Genomic DNA, 18,153 nt, shown 5'->3' on the forward strand with positions numbered 1-18,153 from the left:
GGGAGGAGAAAAGCCATGGTAAAAGTTGCCCACGTGCAATTAAGTAGCTGCTGTGGGTGTCTAGTTTCCCTCGCAGACACCTATGAAAAGCTTTTAGACGTTTTGGGAGCTATTGAATTAGTTTACTCCCAAACACTTGCGGATGTAAAAGAAGTTCCAGATAATGTTGATATTATATTACTCGAAGGTAGCGTTTGTTTAAGCGACCACCACGCACTTGAAGTCGCACTTGAATCCAGAAAAAAAGCAAAAATATTGGTTGCTTTAGGGGCATGTGCAGCTAGTGGAAATATTACAAGATTCTGTAAAGGAAACCAGATGTCAAAACCAATTCACGATTCATTTGCCCCATTAACTGAAGTTGTGAAATGTGACCTTGCAATTCCAGGATGTCCTCCATCACCTGAAGCTATTGTTGCAGTTATTGAGGCAGCACTAAAAGGCGATATGGAATACTTAGAACCGTTTGCTGAACTTGCTAAATACGGGTCTGAAGCCTGTGGATGCGACCTACTTGTAAAAGTAATTAATAAGTCACTTTGTATGGGTTGCGGTTCATGTGCTGCAGCATGTCCAACAAGGGCAGTTTCAATGGATGCAGGAAGGCCGTTAGTTGACAAAGAAATTTGTATAAAGTGTGGTGCATGCTCAGTACAGTGTCCAAGAATTAGATTCCCTGAATTGATTGGAAATATTGAATAATTGCAAATATGGAAAATAAAAAAAGGTGATTAGATGGATCCCTTTGGAAAATATATAAAAGCAGTTTCTGCAAGAGCTGCAGACAAAGAGATACTTAAGAAATCGCAAGACGGAGGTATCATTTCTGCCGCATATATTTACGGTTTAGAAAATGGACTTCTTGACGGCGTAATAGTTGCCGATAAAGAAGACAAATTTACGGCAGTTCCAAAAGTTGCTACAACAAAAGACGAAGTTTTAAGTGCTGCTGGAACAAAATATACCACCTGTCCAAACCTTTCAGTAATAAAAAGTGCTGTGAGAGAGTATGGGTGTGACAAGATAGGTTTTGTTGGAACTCCTTGCCAAATTCAGTCAATAAGAAAGGCAATAAAATACCCAATTGGATATAGGCACGTTCCAGACAAAATTGCTTTAATTATGGGTATATTTTGTATGGAAAACTTCCCATATAATGGTATGAAAACTATCGTTGAAGAGCTTTGTGGAGTTAGAATGGAAGATGTTGTTAAGACGGATATTGGAAAAGGTAAGTTCTGGGTTTACACTAAGTGGGGCGACGTAAAAACCGTTGCTTTAAAAGATACTCACCCTTATGAACAAGTTTCATGCCACATATGTATGGACTACACTGCAGAACTTGCTGATCTTTCAACCGGTTCAGTTGGTAGCCCTGACGGATGGAGTACAATCTTTGTTAGAACTGGAAAAGGAGACGACTATTTAAACAAGATGATTAAGGCAGGAGCTCTTGAAACCAGGCTTATTGAAGAAGTAAAACCCGGACTTGACTTAGTTCAAAAACTTGCCCTCCAAAAAAAGGAGAAAAATGCAAAGGAAAGAGAACATAGAAAAGAAATTGGGTTACCACTTCCATATTAATTCTTTTAAAATTTTTTATTTATTTTTTTAATTATTTAAGAATTTTTTTCGACAGATATATTACCTCCTAAAATGATAATATTATTATACTTAAGGAGGGGATTTATCTTGAACTTGAGACTTATCGAGTGTTATGTCCCTAAAAAAATTTACTGTGGGTATGAAGAGTCATTGAAAGGAGATGTATCCAATATAATATGGTACAGCATATCTGAAGAATTAAAATATACAGTAATTAGATTACTTGTATTTTCAGAAAATACTGAAAAAACAGTCGATACATTATCTGTAACGTACGGGGGTTCAAATTTTAGAATTATTGTAACAGAACCTAATTCAACAATTCCAGAACTTAAAAAAGAAGAACTAAAAGAAGAGCTACAAAATAAATCACCTAAAAGAATTTCAAGACAAGAAATTATCGGTAAAATAGGGGATGTTTCAAAAATTTCAAAAGAATACTATTCTTTATTATTTTTAGCAGCTTTAGTCGCATCCATTGGAATATGGAAAGATGATGTTGCATTAATTATTGGTTCAATGATAATTGCCCCTTTTTTAACGCCTATGATTTCACTTACATTTTCTATGGCAGTTATGGATTTAGGTCTCACGAAAAAATCAATTAAAAATTTACTTGCAGGAATTTTAACAGTTGTATTATTATCAATACTACTTGGTTCTTTAATGCACGTTAGTCCAGATAACCCGCAAATAGCATCTAGAATGAATATTGGAATTCAAAATGTAGTTATTGCAATTTGTGCGGGACTTGTTGGGACCCTTTCAATACTGATTCCAGAAATTTCATCAACAGTTGTTGGAGTTATGATTGCGGTTGCTTTAATGCCTCCACTTGTTGCATTTGGACTCATGGTCGGTTCAGGATATTATATTGAATCAGTACCAATAATTTTATTGTTTCTCGTAAACTTAATAGCAGTTAATTTCTCTTCTGCAATATTATTCCATTTTTATGGAATAACCCCGTATAAATGGTGGGAAATTGAAAAAGCAAGAAAATTATCAATTATTGGAATAATATTTTGGTTTTTAAACCTTTTATTACTTACAATAGTAATTTTGTATTTTAGTAACGGTGGTTTGAAAATAATATAAGTCTAAAAATAGATAACTTAATCTATGAACTTAGGGGGTCTTAAAATGATTAGAGATACTGTTGTTTCAGGTATTTTTTACCCTTTAGAATACCATGATTTAATAGAAATGATTGAATACTGCTATTTAAATCCTAGGGGGCCAAAAAAACTGCCTTCAAAACTGGGAAGATATGAAAAGCCAATTGGGGTTATTTCACCCCATGCAGGCTATGTTTATTCAGGGCCAATTGCTGCACATTCATATAAAGAAATATCAAAAAAAGTAAGTGGGAACATTACTGCTGTAATTATTGGGCCAAATCACTCGGGAATGGGCTCGGTAGTTTCCACAATGGAAGGAATTTGGAAAACTCCTTTGGGCAATCTTGAAATAGATAACGAATTTTCAGAAAGGCTTTGGAAGGAATGCGATATAATTGATCTTGATGAAACTGCGCATTTAAAAGAACATTCAATTGAAGTACAGCTTCCTTTTTTAAAACATCTTGAATTACTAAATATCGCTAAATTTAAATTTGTTCCTATTTCAATGAGTTTGCAAGACTACGATACTGCAGTAGGTGTAGGGTACATGGTTGCAAAAGTTGCAAAAGAATTAAATAGAAAAATTATAATCATTGCTTCAAGCGATTTTTCACACTATGAACCAGAAGAAATTGCCTCAAAAAAAGATGCCATAATAATAAAAGATATTTTAAAAATGGAAGAAGAAGAAATTTTCACGGATGTTGTAACAAATAACGTTACAATGTGTGGATACGGGCCCATTATTGCAATGATAAAAGCAATGAAAGTGCTTGGTGCAAAGGAATCTAAACTGCTATCATATTCAACCTCAGGAGATGTTACAAAAGATTATTCTGAAGTTGTAGGGTACGGAGCACTAATTATTGAATAAGTTTAAAATTAAAAAAGTTTAGTAAAATGTAATGTATTTTTAAAAGATTTAAATAATAACATATAAGTTTATCTCTTTAAATACATTTCAAGTTCTTTTTTTACTTCCAAAATACTTGGCACTTTTCCTTCAAAAATTATGTCATCATCAAAAGAAACTGCCGGAGTCATTAATACCCATTCTGAAATTTCGTTTAAATCCATTATTTTTTTTATTTCTGCATTTATTTCAAGTTCTTCCAAAGCCTTTTTTACATTTTCGTACGTTTCAGTACATTTTTTACAGCCCATACCAAATACTCTAATTATCATGAAAATCACCCGAAATTTACATCAGACATTTAATTTTGGATTATTTTAATATCTTTTGGAATGTATTTAACAAAAAATAGTGAAATTGCACTAAAAATAGCGCCCATTATAAATGGTGTTTTCCAATTCGTCATCCATAATATTCCACCAATTATCGGAACTATAACTGCCGAAATATGATTTATTGCAAAACCTACGCCCATTGATGGTGCAATGTCTTCTGAATCAGCGGTTTTTTGAAAGTATGTGTTTATCCCAATTGCAAAGCCAAATATGACGTGGTCTATAATATATAATATTAATGCAACGTTCCGGCTTTCTATAAATGCATACCCTAAAAATATGAAAATAAGAGCCAAATATTCAAAAGTCAGCACTTTTCGTTCGCCAAATCTATTTATTCCCTCTGCAATTTTTGGTGCGGTTAAGAATACAAATATATTATTTAAAACAAATAATATGGCAACCTCCAAAACCGTAAAGTTGTAGTGCTTTACGAGTAAAAATACTGCAAAAGCAATAAAAATTTGCCGTCTAGCTCCTGCTAAAAAATTTAATGCATAGTATAGCCAGTATTTTTTCTTTAAAACCATTCCTTTTTTCTGTTTTGGAACTTCTAGAAATATTGGATTTTTAAATAAAAAGTAAAGTCCGATAGTTGAAATTATTATCCCGTAAACTAAGTAGTTTAACCATATTGGGAAGAATTTTACACTTATAAGGAGCATTAATCCAAAAAATATGCTTACAATTGCCGAATAACTTCCAAATCTACCTAAAACTAACGGAGCTTCTTTTTTTCCAAAATGTTGCAGTGTGAGTGATTTATTGGTTGTTTCAAAGTAGTGAAATCCAAGTGACATTAAAAATGTTGTGAACAATAAACCTTTAAACGAGGGAAATAGTCCAGTAATTGCAACACCTATTCCCATTAAAACCGTTGAGAGTGCGGAAAGCCGGTGTTCTTTAATTACTATTAAAATATAAACTACAAGAAATGTCAAAAATCCTGGAATTTCTCTAACGGATTGAATTATACCCATTTGAAAGCCATTTATTCCAACAATATCTACAGCATAGTTATTAAAAAGTGTGTTCCACGCTTGATTTGATATTGCCGCTGCAACTACTAGGTAAAATAAGTAACCATACATTGGATTTTTCTTAATTTCTTTTATCATTATGCACCGGAAGAATAGTTTTCATTAACGTAATAAGCCGGTAAGAGTATATCTGCCTTTTGATTTTTTAAAGGAATTTTCCAGCAAAAATCCCTGCAATTGTTGAAAATATCACTACAAGTAAACTATACACTAAAGTTTTTTTGTTGCCAATCACTCTTGAAATAACGAGTATACTTGGAATACTAAGGCTCGGGCCAGATAAAAGAAGTGCTGTTGCAGGGCCAAAACCCATTCCAAGTTCCATTAATGATTTTACAATTGGGACTTCGGTTAATGTTGAAAAATACATTAAAGTTCCAATTATCGATGCAGTAAGGTTTGAAGATATATAATTTCCCCCAACATAATTTTTAATTATTTCTTGAGGGATTACTGATTTTAAAATTCCTGCAATTATTACCCCTAAAAGTAAAAGGGGTACTACAAGTTTCATTAAAGAGTACGTTTCTTTAAACCATAATTTGAGTTCGTCATTACTAAACCAATTTTTAGTTATTATAACCAGTGTTGCAGTTAAAATTACTGTTAAAAGGTGTTTTAATAAAAATCCTCCATATATGGACAAACTAAGAAATGGAATCAAAGTTTGTGATGCAGTAATTATAATTAACATTATAAGCTGTACTAAAAAGAAAATTGATGTTTGATACCCCCGTCTTGTTGAAATACTCTCTTCAACACCGATTCTAAAGTTTTTATTGTTTTTTTCATCTTTAAAAAGTAATGCCATTGATAATCCAATAACTATTGATAAAAATACTGCTGAAATCGTCCTAAATATCCCTAAACTCCACCCTAAAAGAGCTGCTGAATAGAATATTGCAAGAACATTTATTGCAGGCCCTGAAAACAAAAATGTTGTTGCAGGCCCAATTCCTGCTCCTCGCTTATATATTCCTGCAAAAAGAGGAATTATTGTGCAAGAACAAACTGCTAAAAGGCAGCCACTAACTGAAGCTACTATGTATGAAATATGTTTTGGGGTTTTGGGTCCAAAGTACTTTAGTATAAAATTTTTATTTATCATTGAGGCTATTCCCCCGGCCATAAAAAATGCAATAAAGAGTGCAATAATTCGATTTACATTTAAATAATCGATTAAAGTTTCTATTGCAATATTTATTATTGTTGAAACATTTATCAATTTATTCGCCTCCTACCTTTAAGTCCTGAAGTATCTACTTCCATTTTTTCCCTGCAATTTTCACAAAACGGGAGTTTTACTTCTGATGCATTACACATACAAACTTCAACTTTAAATTTTACTCTTTTTCCACATTTTGGACATTTTAAATTCCAGAAAAGCACTAAACCACCACACAGATATACTCCTGTTAATATTTTTTAACAAAGTTATATTTATACCTTTCAATATATCGATTAATTCTAATATATTTAAAAAATATTAAAATATTTAAAAGTATAAATTAATGCATTAAAAAAGAAAGAATAATTTAGAGATATTTTTGAACAAATAACTCCGCATTTAGAACGCTTGCTCCTGCAGCTCCCCTTATAGTGTTATGTTCAAGTGCAGTGTATTTTACAGTAAATATTGGGTCTTTTCTAACCCTCCCAACAACAATAGACATTCCATTTCCAGTATTTCTATCAAGTCTTGGCTGGGGCCTATCAATTTCGCTTCTAATAACAATAGGTTTTGCATAACTTGGAAGGTTAAACCTTTTTAATGGGTCAAAATCATTCATTGCGTTTATGATTTCTTCAGGAGTTGTTTCTTCAGTTGTTTTTACGAAAATACTTTCAGTATGGCCATCAATTACCGGTACTCGGTTACAAGATACGCCCATTTTAAAATTGGCATTTTTAAATCCGTTTTCTTCAAAATTCCCAAGAATTTTTAAAGATTCTGTCTGCATTTTTTCTTCCTCTCCACCAATATGGGGAACAAGATTGTCTAAAATTGCCATTGAGGGAACTCCGTCATATCCTGCACCACTTACGGCTTGCATTGTTGTTATATTTACTAAATCTATACCAAATTTATCCATAATTGGTTTTAAAGAAAGTACTGCTGCAATTGTTGAACAGTTTGGGTTAGTTATCACTGCACCGTCAGTATTATTATTGCTCTTTTGAACTTCAATCATTCCAAAATGCTCATAATTTACCTCTGGAACGATTAATGGTACATCTTTTTCCATCCTCATTGCGGACGCATTTGAAAATACATATTTTCCGGCTTTCGCAAATGCGGGTTCAAGTTTTTTTGCTAAGTCAGAGGGTAATGCTGAAAACACTATGTCAACATCTTCATATGCTTTATCATCCGGGTTTGTTGAAACAACTACTGCTTTTGAAACATCTTCAGGAATTGGTTCAGTCTGGTACCAGTAACATGCTTCTTTATAAGTTTTTCCCAAACTTCGTTCTGAAGCACCTAATGCTTCAAGTTCAAATATGGGGTGGTTTTCGAGCATTTGTATAAATCTCTGCCCAACATTTCCAGTTGCCCCCAATATTCCTACTTTAATTTTCATTGTTTCACCTTCAATACGATTTTAGCTTAAATTTACGTAAAATATTCCTTTTATATATTAATAAAATTATCCTTTTACTACACCCATTGGCCTCATTTTAGCAACTTTTAAAGATATTCCTGAATCATTGCATACGTTTGCAACAGTTTCAATGTCTTTGTATGCCTCAGGACATTCTTCTGCAATAACCCCTTTAGAATCTGCTAAGACCAATATTCCTTTTTTCTGAAGCTTTTCTTGAACTTCATTTCCTTTGTATAATTTAAGAGCCTGTACTCGACTTAAAGCTCTTCCCGCACCATGTGCAGTTGATCCAAAGGTTTCATTCATTGCTTTTTCAGTCCCATGCATTAAATAAGACGCAGTGCCCATATCACCTGGAATTATAACTGGTTGTCCTATTTTAACATATTCTGATGGAATTTCATCATGTCCTGGCCCAAATGCCCTTGTTGCACCTTTCCTATGAACTATAACGTTTTTCATTTTTCCATCAATTATATGCTGCTCTTTTTTAGCAATATTATGTGCAACGTCATAGATTATATCCATTTCTAAATCTTCTGCAGACATTTTAAATACTTGTTCAAAACTTTCCCTTATCCAGTTTGTGACAAGCTGTCTATTTACCCATGCATAATTTGCACCCGCAGACATTGCGTTAAAATAACGCATTCCTTCTTCAGAACTTATCGGTGCACATGCAAGCTGTCTATCCGGTAACTTGATATTATATTTTTTTGATGCGCTTTCCATGTATCTTAAATAATCCGCACATATCTGGTGGCCCAAGCCTCTTGAACCAGTATGTATCATTAAAACGACTTGATCTTTTTCAACACCGTATGCTTTTGCTGCATTTTCATCAAATATTTCATCAACATACTGAACCTCTAAAAAATGGTTTCCACTACCTAAAGACCCTAACTGGGGAAGTCCCCTTTTTTTTGCATTATCTGAAACTAATGAAGCGTCTGCATTTTTCATTTTTCCGTGTTCTTCAATATGCCTGTAATCATTTTTCCAAGCGTAACCCTCACTTGATGCCCAGTCAACGCCTTCTTCAAGTACGTTATCAATTTCATTTTTAGTAATTTTTATTTTTCCCTTACTTCCAAGTCCAGAAGGAACATTTTTAAATATTTCCTGTAAAAGCCCTTTCAAGTTTGAATCTACATCTTTTTTTGTTAAATTGGTTTTTAAAAGTCTTACTCCACAATTAATATCGAAACCAACGCCCCCTGGACTTATTACTCCTGTTTTTTCATCAAATGCTGCAACCCCTCCGATACAAAACCCGTAACCGTAGTGACAGTCTGGCATTGCAAGGGAATACTTTTGAATGCCGGGTAAACATGCAACATTTGCAATCTGTTCAAATACGTCTTCTTCAAGGTTTTTAAAAAGTATGTCATCAAGATAAATATTTCCTGGAACTTTCATATCAGATTTATAATCAGTTGAAAGTTGGTACGTTTTTTCAGCTATTTTTTTCACATTTGCTTTCAATTTCTCACCCGTAGAATTCACCCGTAAAATAATACCTGTTAAAATAAATTATTTTATATTCAAATAAAAGAATAATCCTAGCTAATTAAAAACTTATGCTACAATGTATTAATGATTACTGTTTTTAATTTTAAGGTGAAAATTATGACTTTTGAATTTACAATATTTGCAAAAGGCCATGAAAATATAATTGGAAGCCATAAAAGTACTTTAGAGATTACAAAAGAAGAGCATTTAACATGTGCTGGTGACTGCATTTTAGGCATTTGTGCAGATCAATCAATGGTAGATTTTCCCAAAATTTTTAAGGAAAATTTAAAGACTTCTAAAAAAATAGTTGTCGAAATTGAAGTTGAAGGTTTAAAAGAAATAATAACTGGGAAAGGAAACCCAAATTTAACGTATACTCATGAAAAAGATATTGTAATTAGAAAAAGCGATTTTTTATGTAGTAGAACTTTAATGATTAATTCAGATAAAGCTTCAAAAGATATAAATCGAGAAATTATTGAAAAATTAAAAAAAGGAGCAGATTTAAAATTTAAAATTATTTTAGAATAATTTTATTTATTCAATCAAATTTAAAATTTCTTTTAATTTCGTAACATCAATCTGGCCTGGTGCAGATGATTTTCCTTTCATTGATGCAAAGGTTAAAATTGAGCCAAATCTAAGCCCTAAAATCCTAGTAAGTTTTCCTGATTCGCCCATGCCTATTGCAATTATATCTCCTGGATACTTGTTCATTACCTCTAAAATTTTTAAGACATCTTTTTTTGAATTTGAAAACGTTGCAAATTTTGCAATATCTCCAATTTTTAGTTCTTTTTCAACTACATCAATTAATTCATTTATTTCTGGTGTTTTTTCAAAATCATGGTATGAAACTATAATTTTTGTTTTTGAACCAATTTCATTCCGATATGTAACGAGTTCTAAATTTTTTTCTTCTTTTAATTCAACATCAATAAACTTTGCACCATGTTTTATTGCATGTTTTAAAAATTCAATTCTCTTATTATTTGACTCTTTCCAAGCGCCGCCTTCCCAATTTGCCCTTATTGTAATAATCGAAGGAATTTTTGCAAATTTTTCAATGTCAAATTTAGTTAAGTTATCAAGTAAATCAAGCCGAAATTCAACAATATCACCATATTTTAAAGCTTCTTTTGCTGAAATTAACGCTTTTTCTACCGTATTATCAATTATTGGTATGCATATCATAATAAATCCTCATTTTTCATTGTATTTTTTTCGTTATAAGTTTTAGTAACTACTTCACGTATTTTTTTAGCCGTAATTTTTCCAATCCCTTCAACTGCGGTTAATTCTTTTTCACTTGCACCAAATATTTTTTCAACCGTTTGAAGGCTATTTAAAAGATTTTCCGCCATTACTGGCCCAATATCGGGAAGTCCTTCAACCAAAAACTTCTGCCTTTCTTTTATCGACATTAGTCTTTTACCATATCGTATAGATATTCCTCTCTTTTCCTTTAATTGCTCTTTTTCTGCAATTTTCACTAAAATATTTGCAGTATCTTCCATATTTTTTGAAAAGATTATCGGAATTTGGTAGTCTATCATTATAGAAAATATCGTTCCTTGTATTGCATTTTCACGAAGTCTGTAAAAATTATCTCCTTCAATTATTAAAAGCGGTTTTTCATATTTTTTTAAATCGATAAGTTGATTAAACAATCTTTTATCGATTATTGAGCTTTCAAAATCTTCTGCAGTTTTTCTTTCAACTGCAACCCTGTCACTCACGATATAATCTCCGATTTCGAGGGTTTTAAATTCCAGATTTGCTTTTTTTGAGATGTATCTACCGATATGCCGTTCTCTTGAATCAATTATTATTTTTGCCAAACTTTTATTTTCAAAGCCTCTTTCAATATTATCTGTAAGTAGGTAATCCAGAGTTTCGGATTTAGATTCATTTTCAAGTTTAACGGCGCTATTTTCTTTTTTAAGTACTGTTTCATCAGCTTTTAATCTTGCAATATTATTTAAATTCAAATTATTATTTTTTTCATTTTTGATTTCAGAATTTTCAAATTTTGACTCTGAAAGTTTTTTATTTAGTGTTTCTTGCATATTTTTTAATATATTTTTCATATTTTTTTCTTTAGAAATTCCTGCTCGGTAATAACCCTCATCTCGTGTTTTTTCGGCAATTAATACTATTACTTCGCCACCTTCGCCTCTTGCAGCACGTCCTCTTCGCTGAATCATTCTAATTTCTGAAGGAACTGGTTCGTAAAATAAAACATAATTAACGCTTGAAATGTCTATTCCTTCCTCAGAAACGCTTGTTGAAACAAGCACATTTGCATCAGATTTAAACCGTTCAATAGCTTTTATCTGTTCTTTTTGGCTCATTCCTTTTCCATCTTTATTAGACTGCCCAACAAACGTTATTGCTTCGATGTTATGTTTAGAGAGTAATTCTACAATTTTTTGAACTGTATCGCGATACTGTGCAAAAATAATCATTTTTTCATTCTGCTCTAAAATTTCTTTCGTGATTTCAAGAAGTTTATCGTATTTTGGATGTTCTATATTAATTTCATTTAAATTTTCAACGACTTGTAAAAATCTATGGTCTAATGTAATACTTTTTGCAGATTTCGTGTTTTGTGAGAGCATTTTTTGATAGTAATTTAAAAAAGTGCTTTTTCCTTGGGTTTCAAGCATTTCTATTGCGTGTTCAATTTTAACTGCTTCTGATGACACTTTTAACATCTCGTATTTAATTGAATCGTCCATTGTCATTATTTTTTTATTTAACCCAATTAAGTCGGATTTATTTACGTTTATAGTATAAATTACTTTATTATCTTTTAATATAGTTAGACGTTCTTTTAATGCGTTTTTCAAAAGTTTTAAATTGTCTAAAAACTCTTTTGGAAGTTCTACCTTTCTAGGCCTCATTTTAACTTTTGCAACATATGGTAAAACATCTGGATCTTCTTCAGTTTTAATTTCGACGTGTTCAACCCCTAAATTCTCACATATTTCCATTATTTTTTCAATATTTGAACCCGGAGATGCCGTTAAACCCAAAATATGGGAATTTTGTTTAAAAGTATTTGCAACAAAAGTGTAAGAATGATTTCCCGTTGTGTGATGTGCTTCATCTGCAATTAAAAGTGAAAAATCTTTTGTCTTTAAAATTCCAGAAATTATATCATTTTCTGCAACTTGAGGAGTTGCAATAAAAATTTTCCCGGTTTTCCACATTTCTTCTCGTTTTAAAGGGGAAATTTTTCCATTTAAAACAATTATTTTTTCTGGGTCAATATTTAAAAATGAATTCATACTTTTTTGGTGCTGATCTACAAGGGGTCTTGATGGTGCAATAATTAAAACTTTTCCATTTCTTTTTGATAAAATTCCTGCAATAGTAAGTGCTGCAATTGCAGTTTTACCTAAACCTGTTCCAAGAACACACAAAGTATTTTGCTTTAACGCATTTGCAACTACGAGTTGTTGGTAAATTCTCGCTTCAATTATATTATTTTTTATTAATGGATGATTTATGTGCAAAATTCAACACCTTAAAGTCGACAGTAATAAATTTTCATTCTTCTTTAAAAAATAGGTATTTATAAAATATATAGCTAGTGGAAAGGGATTAGGTGGAGTTAAAAAAAATAGCATTTACAAAATAACGTTTAAAAATAACATTAAAAGAATATTAAAATTAAGATAGTAAAATTAATTACTTAAAATATATTCTTCAATTTTTTCAGCCATTATCTCAAATGTGTTATTCATAATTTCCATATTTCTTTCAAGAAGTGTAAATCTAAGGCCATTGTGTTCAGAACAAAAGGATGTTAAAGGAACAGTGCAAATTCCTGTTGAACCAAGAAGGTAGTATACGAACCTCTTGTCATTTGGGATTCCCTTTGAAATAGTTTCAATATAATTTTTAAGTCCATTATCTTCAATTTTCAATGATTGATCTTCATTTAAATATTCTTTCTCTAAAACTAATGTGTTGTAAAATGCACCGTTAGTTTTATTTACCGTAACTCCTTCGATTTTTTTCATTCTATCGTAAACATAGTTTGAAGCATATTCATAGTGTTTTTTTCGCTCTTCTAGATATTTACCATACCTGTTATCGGACATTACTCTTGGAATTACTTTTTGAGGGAGCGTTGTTGAACATACTTCAATCATTTTAAACTTACATATGTTTTCAACGTATTTATGGAAAATCGGGTCTTTTTCAACATTATAAAACTCTGCCCAACCGCATCGTGAACCTGGCCACGGAAGATCTTTTGAAATGCCTTTTAAAGAAATTCCTGAAACGTCATCAATTACTTCAGATAAATAATTATGTTTTTTACCGTTATAAACAATATTTGAATATATTTCGTCAGTTAAAATAAATAAATCATATTCATTTGCAATATCAACGATATTACTCAGTACTTTTTTCGAATAAACTGCACCAGTTGGATTTCCTGGATTTATAAGTAAAATTCCTGCAATTGAAGGATTATATTTTATTTTATTAGTAAGGTCTTCAATATCCGGATTCCAGTTGTCATCTTTATTTAACTCATACATTACCGGATGACAGTTTGCATGAAGGCCTTCTGCAGAAGAATGTGTTGAATAAGCAGGTTTTGGCCCGATTACACGACATTCTTTCCTTAAAAGTCCATATATATTTGTTATGGCATCTCCAAGGCCGTTAAAAAATAAAATATCTTCAGAAGATATATTCGCTCCATTTCTACTATTGTTTAAATCTGCTAAAAATTCACGTGTTTCAAGAAGGCCTTTTGTAGGGCAGTACCCGTATGAACTATCTTCCATTGCAGTTTCTGCGACAATTTCCTTTATCCAGTGTGGAAGCTTTTCCCCCTTGGCAATTGGATCCCCAATATTTTCCCAGACAATTTCCAATCCCGAATTTTCGGCCCTTTTCGCCACCTTCACAATTTCCCTGATTTCATATGACAATTCTCCAACTCCCGAACTTACGATATCTGTTCTCATTGCTTCCACCTCCAACTGGGTTAAAACTTGAATTTTAAGTGTTTTTAACTGTTTTTAAGTGTTTTACATTTTTTTAAATTTTGATTCTAATACTTCGTATCAAATACTGGATTGAAATATTAAATTGGGCTCTATTATATTATAGATACCATGCAAATAATGCGTAATTAGACTAGTTATAATTAATAATATATAAATATAACGATTTTTAATTTTATAATAGAGCCATATTTATTAATATAATATATGAAGATATTGAAAGTTTCTTCAAGATTATGATTAAAAATTATGCCCTATAGCATATTACTTCAAAAACTAAAAGTTAATTTAATAAAAGTAACCCAACAATCAACAACCTAATATACCAGTACTCAAAAAATGTTAGCAATAATTAATTTTAATCTTGTTAAATTCTTCTTTCATGTTTATCGGTGAATAAAATGGCTTCATTATCTGAAATCCATATGAAAAATTTTAAATCTTTTAAAAATGCAAAACTGAAAATTCAAAATGGTTTTACCGCAATACTTGGGCCTAATGGTTCAGGTAAATCAAATACTATTGACGGCATCTGTTTTGTTCTTGGAAAAACGTCTGCAAAATCCCTTCGTGCTGGCAAGTTTAATCAGCTTATAACGTACCATGGTGGAAAAAGGGAAACTTTTGCAGAAGTGACTCTTTATTTTAACAATAAAGACCGTAGAATGCCTGTAGACTCTGATAAGGTCGGAATTTCTAGAAAAGTAAAGATAAATGGGGATAATAACTACTATTTATTATGGGATGAAGAAAAAGAAGTGAAAGAAGGTGTAGTAATTAAGCGAATTAAGGAAGAACAGCGTAAAAAAGTAAAAAAATCTGATATACTTGGTATTATTGGGAAAATATCTTTAAATGCAGATGGATTTAACATTATACTCCAAGGAGATCTTATAAAAATAATAGACACGACTCCAAATGAAAGGAGAAAAATTATTGATGAAATCAGCGGTGTTGCAGAATTCGATGAAAAAGGGGAAAAAGCAACAAAAGAGCTTGAAAAAGCGAGAGAATTTATCGAAAAAATAGATATAAGAATTAATGAAGTTAAAAACAACCTTGAAAAGCTTAAACGGGAAAAAGAAGAAGCAGAAACATATGTAAAGTTAAATGCGGAGTTGAAAGCTACAAAATACATATTCACATCTAAAAGAATAGAATTTTTAAAAGGCATTTTAGATAAAACTGGAGAAGAAATAGAGGCATTAGTAGAAATGAAATCCTGTTTTATGAAAGAAATATCAGAATATGATGTAAAATCAAATGATATTAAAATTAAACTTCAAAATTTAATCAGTGAATTAACTGAAAAAGGAAATGAAGAAATAATGGAAATTCATAAATCCATTAAAGAAATGGAAGTAACTGTTGAAAATGATAAAAAATCACTTAATAGGGGCCTTGATGATTTAAAAAATGTGAATTTAACGAGCGAATTAAAAAGTAAAGACCTAATTGAAACTAGAAATAAAATTGAAAATATAAGAATACAAACTCTTGAAAAAGAATCGGAAATCAACAATTTAAAGACTGAAATTGGAAACTTTGAGTTAGAAAAAGGAAAATTAAAGTCAAAAGTTGAAGAAAGTGAAACTCAGACTGAAATTTTAAAACAGCAGGAACGAAAACTATCTGAAAAGATAAACGAATTTCAGAATGAATTTTATTCTTTAAAAAGCGAAATGAATACTCTTGAAAATGAAATAAATAAAAAGTCTTTTGGATTAAATAAGAATGAAGAAATTATTCAAAGCTTAAAAAATGAACTTGAAGAAATGAAATCTAAAACTGAAGATACTAAACTACTTTATAAAGAACTCGAAGATGTTGCAGTTGAACTTGAATTTTCTAAAAAGCAGCATTTAAAACTGGAAAATGATAAAAAAGAATACCAGTTGACGTTGGATAAAAATCATGCTGAATACATTAAAGAAAATGCAAGAATTAAAACAGTAAAAGACATGGAAGATTTCAGTCTTGATAGAGCAGTTAAAAACGTAATTGATGCAAAGCTTCCTGGGATAATTGATATTGCAGGAAATTTAGGAAAAACTGATGCAGAATATCGGGTTGCAGTTGAAAATGCAGGCGGAAACAGGTTAAACTATATAGTTGTAAAGAGAATGGATGACGGTGCAAGGGCAATACAGTATTTAAAAAGAAACAATCTTGGAAGAACCACTTTTTTACCACTTGATAGAATCAACGGGCCTGATGCAATGTATTTAAATGAGGAAGGCGTAATTGGGCGGGCAATTGACCTTGTAGAATTTAATCCAGAATACGAATGCGTTTTCAAATATGTTTTTGGAAACACATTAATTGTAAAAGACCTCAACATTGCTAAAAAGCTTTCAAAAGAGCATAAGGCAAGGTTTGTAACTCTTGAAGGTGAAGTTATCGAGCCATCTGGTGCTATGATTGGTGGACATTCTAGAAAGAAATCCATTATAAAGGTAGATATTGATACAACAAAGCTTCAAAAACTTGCAGGAGAAATAACGGAACTTGAAAGTACGCTTTCAAATACCAAAGATGAAATTGAACGGCTTAACAGAAGTAATGCAACTTATTCGTCAAGAAAAATGGAACTTGAAAGTAGGTTAAAAGTTATTTTAGAAATGGAAAATAGAAAACAGATAGTCTTAAATAGTAACGGTACAAGAATAAAAGAGCTTGAACTTGAAAATAAAAAGTTTTCAGAAGATTTATACTATTTAAACGACTCTAAAGAAGAAATTAACCGAAAAATTGACGAAATATCTAAAAAAATAAGCAGCAGCACATCCCAAAGAGACAGGGTTTCTGAAGAGATACGTTCCTTTGAAAATTCAGAGTATTCTAAAAGAATTAGACGACTTGAAGAAAATATTATCGTTTTTGAAAAGAAAAAGAATGAACTTGAAAACGAAATAAAGAGGGATGTTATACTGATTAAAGAAGTGTTAATTCCTAAAATAAGTGAATTAAATACTACAATAAAGGAATTAGGCGAAAAAAAGTCTATTTTAGAAAATAATATCCAATTTTATAAAGTAAATGTTGAAAAAAACTTTGAAATCCTTAAAAATAAAAGGGAAAGATATGAAGAATTGACTAAAGATTTAAGAGAGCTTACTGAAAAGAAAGAATGTTATGAAAATGAAATAGAAAAAATAAATATTGAAAAAAGAAAATTATATAGCAAGATTAATCAAAACGAAACTCAAATTAATAGTTTATCTATTGATAGGGCAAAATATGAAACTAAATTTGAAGAAGAAGAGCGGAAACTCTATATATGTGAAAATATAGAACATATCTCAGAAGAAATAACTGAAAAAATTAACGGTTTTGATGTTGACACTCTTGAAAGGCATCAGATGAACCTAGAAAATAGTCTTAAAAAGTTAGAACCTGTAAATATGCGTGCAATTGAAGATTATCAATACATAGTAGATAGATACGAAGAATTATTCCAAAAAAGAGCAGATTACGAAAATGAAGAGAAAAAATATCTCCAATTAATTGAAGAAGTTGGAAAACGGAAAAAAGAAGTATTCATGGACACTTATTTAAGGATTGCAGAAAATTATGAAAAAATATACGGGGAAATTGGAGGAAGTGGTAAATTAAGCCTTGAAAACTATGAAGAACCTTTTTCAGGCGGCCTTTTAATTGATGCGTCCCCCATGAATAAAAAATTACAGAGTCTTGACGTGATGAGCGGAGGTGAAAAATCATTAACTGCGTTAGCATTTTTATTTGCAATTCAAAGGCTTACGCCTGCTCCATTTTATGTACTCGATGAAGTTGATGCTGCACTTGACATGAAAAATGCAGCCCTTATCGGAGAAATGATTAAAAATGCATCTAAAAATTCACAGTTTATTGTAATTTCACACCGAGAACAGATGATAAGTAAATCTGACGTTATATATGGGGTTTGCATGGAACAAGGGTTAAGTAAAATCGTTGGATTAAAAATATAATTTAAAATTGG

The 18,153-nt window shown here is 31.3% G+C and carries 15 protein-coding genes; 6 read left to right on the forward strand and 9 right to left on the reverse strand.

Annotation, left to right across the window (positions count from 1 at the left end; all coding sequences use genetic code 11):
• Positions 1-15 precede the first annotated feature (15 nt).
• The 4 genes from frhG to MEVAN_RS03565 all read left to right on the forward strand — a co-directional run bounded on the left by frhG (position 16) and on the right by MEVAN_RS03565 (position 3,603).
• Complete coding sequence (gene frhG, locus MEVAN_RS03550; protein WP_011972502.1) at positions 16-702, forward strand: coenzyme F420 hydrogenase subunit gamma; 687 nt, start codon at positions 16-18, stop codon at positions 700-702.
• A gap of 33 nt (positions 703-735) precedes the next feature.
• Entirely contained in the window at positions 736-1,584 is an 849-nt protein-coding gene (frhB, locus tag MEVAN_RS03555) for a coenzyme F420 hydrogenase subunit beta (RefSeq protein WP_011972503.1), read from the forward strand.
• Positions 1,585-1,692: 108 nt separating this feature from the next.
• Positions 1,693-2,703 (forward strand): TIGR00341 family protein, encoded by a 1,011-nt coding sequence (locus MEVAN_RS03560; protein ID WP_048059144.1) that lies wholly within the window; start codon positions 1,693-1,695, stop codon positions 2,701-2,703.
• A 45-nt stretch (positions 2,704-2,748) separates the two neighbouring features.
• Positions 2,749-3,603 carry an MEMO1 family protein gene (locus MEVAN_RS03565; protein ID WP_011972505.1) on the forward strand — a complete coding sequence of 285 codons (855 nt, stop codon included), beginning with the start codon at positions 2,749-2,751 and terminating at the stop codon, positions 3,601-3,603.
• Positions 3,604-3,671: 68 nt separating this feature from the next.
• On the opposite strand, the gene MEVAN_RS03570 is transcribed toward MEVAN_RS03565, so the two are convergent.
• From MEVAN_RS03570 to MEVAN_RS03590, 6 genes are all read right to left on the reverse strand, one after another.
• The gene (locus tag MEVAN_RS03570; RefSeq protein WP_011972506.1) at positions 3,672-3,914 is read right to left on the reverse strand and encodes an MTH895/ArsE family thioredoxin-like protein; all 243 of its coding nucleotides are present in this window, start codon (positions 3,912-3,914) and stop codon (positions 3,672-3,674) included.
• Between the two features lie 29 nt (positions 3,915-3,943).
• Positions 3,944-5,092, reverse strand: coding sequence for an MFS transporter (locus MEVAN_RS03575; RefSeq protein ID WP_048059232.1), 1,149 nt, complete (start codon positions 5,090-5,092; stop codon positions 3,944-3,946).
• A 70-nt stretch (positions 5,093-5,162) separates the two neighbouring features.
• The gene (locus MEVAN_RS03580; protein ID WP_011972508.1) at positions 5,163-6,242 is read right to left on the reverse strand and encodes a permease; all 1,080 of its coding nucleotides are present in this window, start codon (positions 6,240-6,242) and stop codon (positions 5,163-5,165) included.
• Complete coding sequence (locus MEVAN_RS08990; protein ID WP_011972509.1) at positions 6,239-6,406, reverse strand: hypothetical protein; 168 nt, start codon at positions 6,404-6,406, stop codon at positions 6,239-6,241. Before MEVAN_RS08990 ends, MEVAN_RS03580 begins: the two co-directional genes overlap by 4 nt.
• A 146-nt stretch (positions 6,407-6,552) precedes the next feature.
• Positions 6,553-7,599: an aspartate-semialdehyde dehydrogenase gene (gene asd / locus MEVAN_RS03585; RefSeq protein ID WP_011972510.1), complete on the reverse strand. Its 1,047-nt coding sequence runs from the start codon at positions 7,597-7,599 to the stop codon at positions 6,553-6,555.
• A gap of 66 nt (positions 7,600-7,665) precedes the next feature.
• Positions 7,666-9,108: an RtcB family protein gene (locus MEVAN_RS03590; protein WP_011972511.1), complete on the reverse strand. Its 1,443-nt coding sequence runs from the start codon at positions 9,106-9,108 to the stop codon at positions 7,666-7,668.
• A 144-nt stretch (positions 9,109-9,252) separates the two neighbouring features.
• On the opposite strand from MEVAN_RS03590, the gene MEVAN_RS03595 reads away from it, so the two are divergent.
• Positions 9,253-9,669, forward strand: coding sequence for a DUF371 domain-containing protein (locus MEVAN_RS03595; RefSeq protein ID WP_011972512.1), 417 nt, complete (start codon positions 9,253-9,255; stop codon positions 9,667-9,669).
• A gap of 6 nt (positions 9,670-9,675) precedes the next feature.
• On the opposite strand, the gene aroD is transcribed toward MEVAN_RS03595, so the two are convergent.
• From aroD to MEVAN_RS03610, 3 genes are all read right to left on the reverse strand, one after another.
• Positions 9,676-10,332 carry a type I 3-dehydroquinate dehydratase gene (gene aroD / locus MEVAN_RS03600; protein WP_011972513.1) on the reverse strand — a complete coding sequence of 219 codons (657 nt, stop codon included), beginning with the start codon at positions 10,330-10,332 and terminating at the stop codon, positions 9,676-9,678.
• The gene (locus tag MEVAN_RS03605) at positions 10,329-12,659 is read right to left on the reverse strand and encodes a DEAD/DEAH box helicase (RefSeq protein WP_011972514.1); all 2,331 of its coding nucleotides are present in this window, start codon (positions 12,657-12,659) and stop codon (positions 10,329-10,331) included. Before MEVAN_RS03605 ends, aroD begins: the two co-directional genes overlap by 4 nt.
• Before the next feature lie 171 nt (positions 12,660-12,830).
• Positions 12,831-14,132, reverse strand: coding sequence for a pyridoxal phosphate-dependent aminotransferase (locus tag MEVAN_RS03610; protein ID WP_011972515.1), 1,302 nt, complete (start codon positions 14,130-14,132; stop codon positions 12,831-12,833).
• 440 nt (positions 14,133-14,572) lie between these two features.
• On the opposite strand from MEVAN_RS03610, the gene smc reads away from it, so the two are divergent.
• Positions 14,573-18,142, forward strand: coding sequence for a chromosome segregation protein SMC (gene smc / locus MEVAN_RS03615; protein ID WP_011972516.1), 3,570 nt, complete (start codon positions 14,573-14,575; stop codon positions 18,140-18,142).
• The last annotated feature ends 11 nt before the right edge of the window (positions 18,143-18,153 follow it).

It is taken from the genome of Methanococcus vannielii SB (assembly GCF_000017165.1).
GTDB classification, from domain to species: domain Archaea; phylum AGJL01; class Methanococci; order Methanococcales; family Methanococcaceae; genus Methanococcus; species Methanococcus vannielii.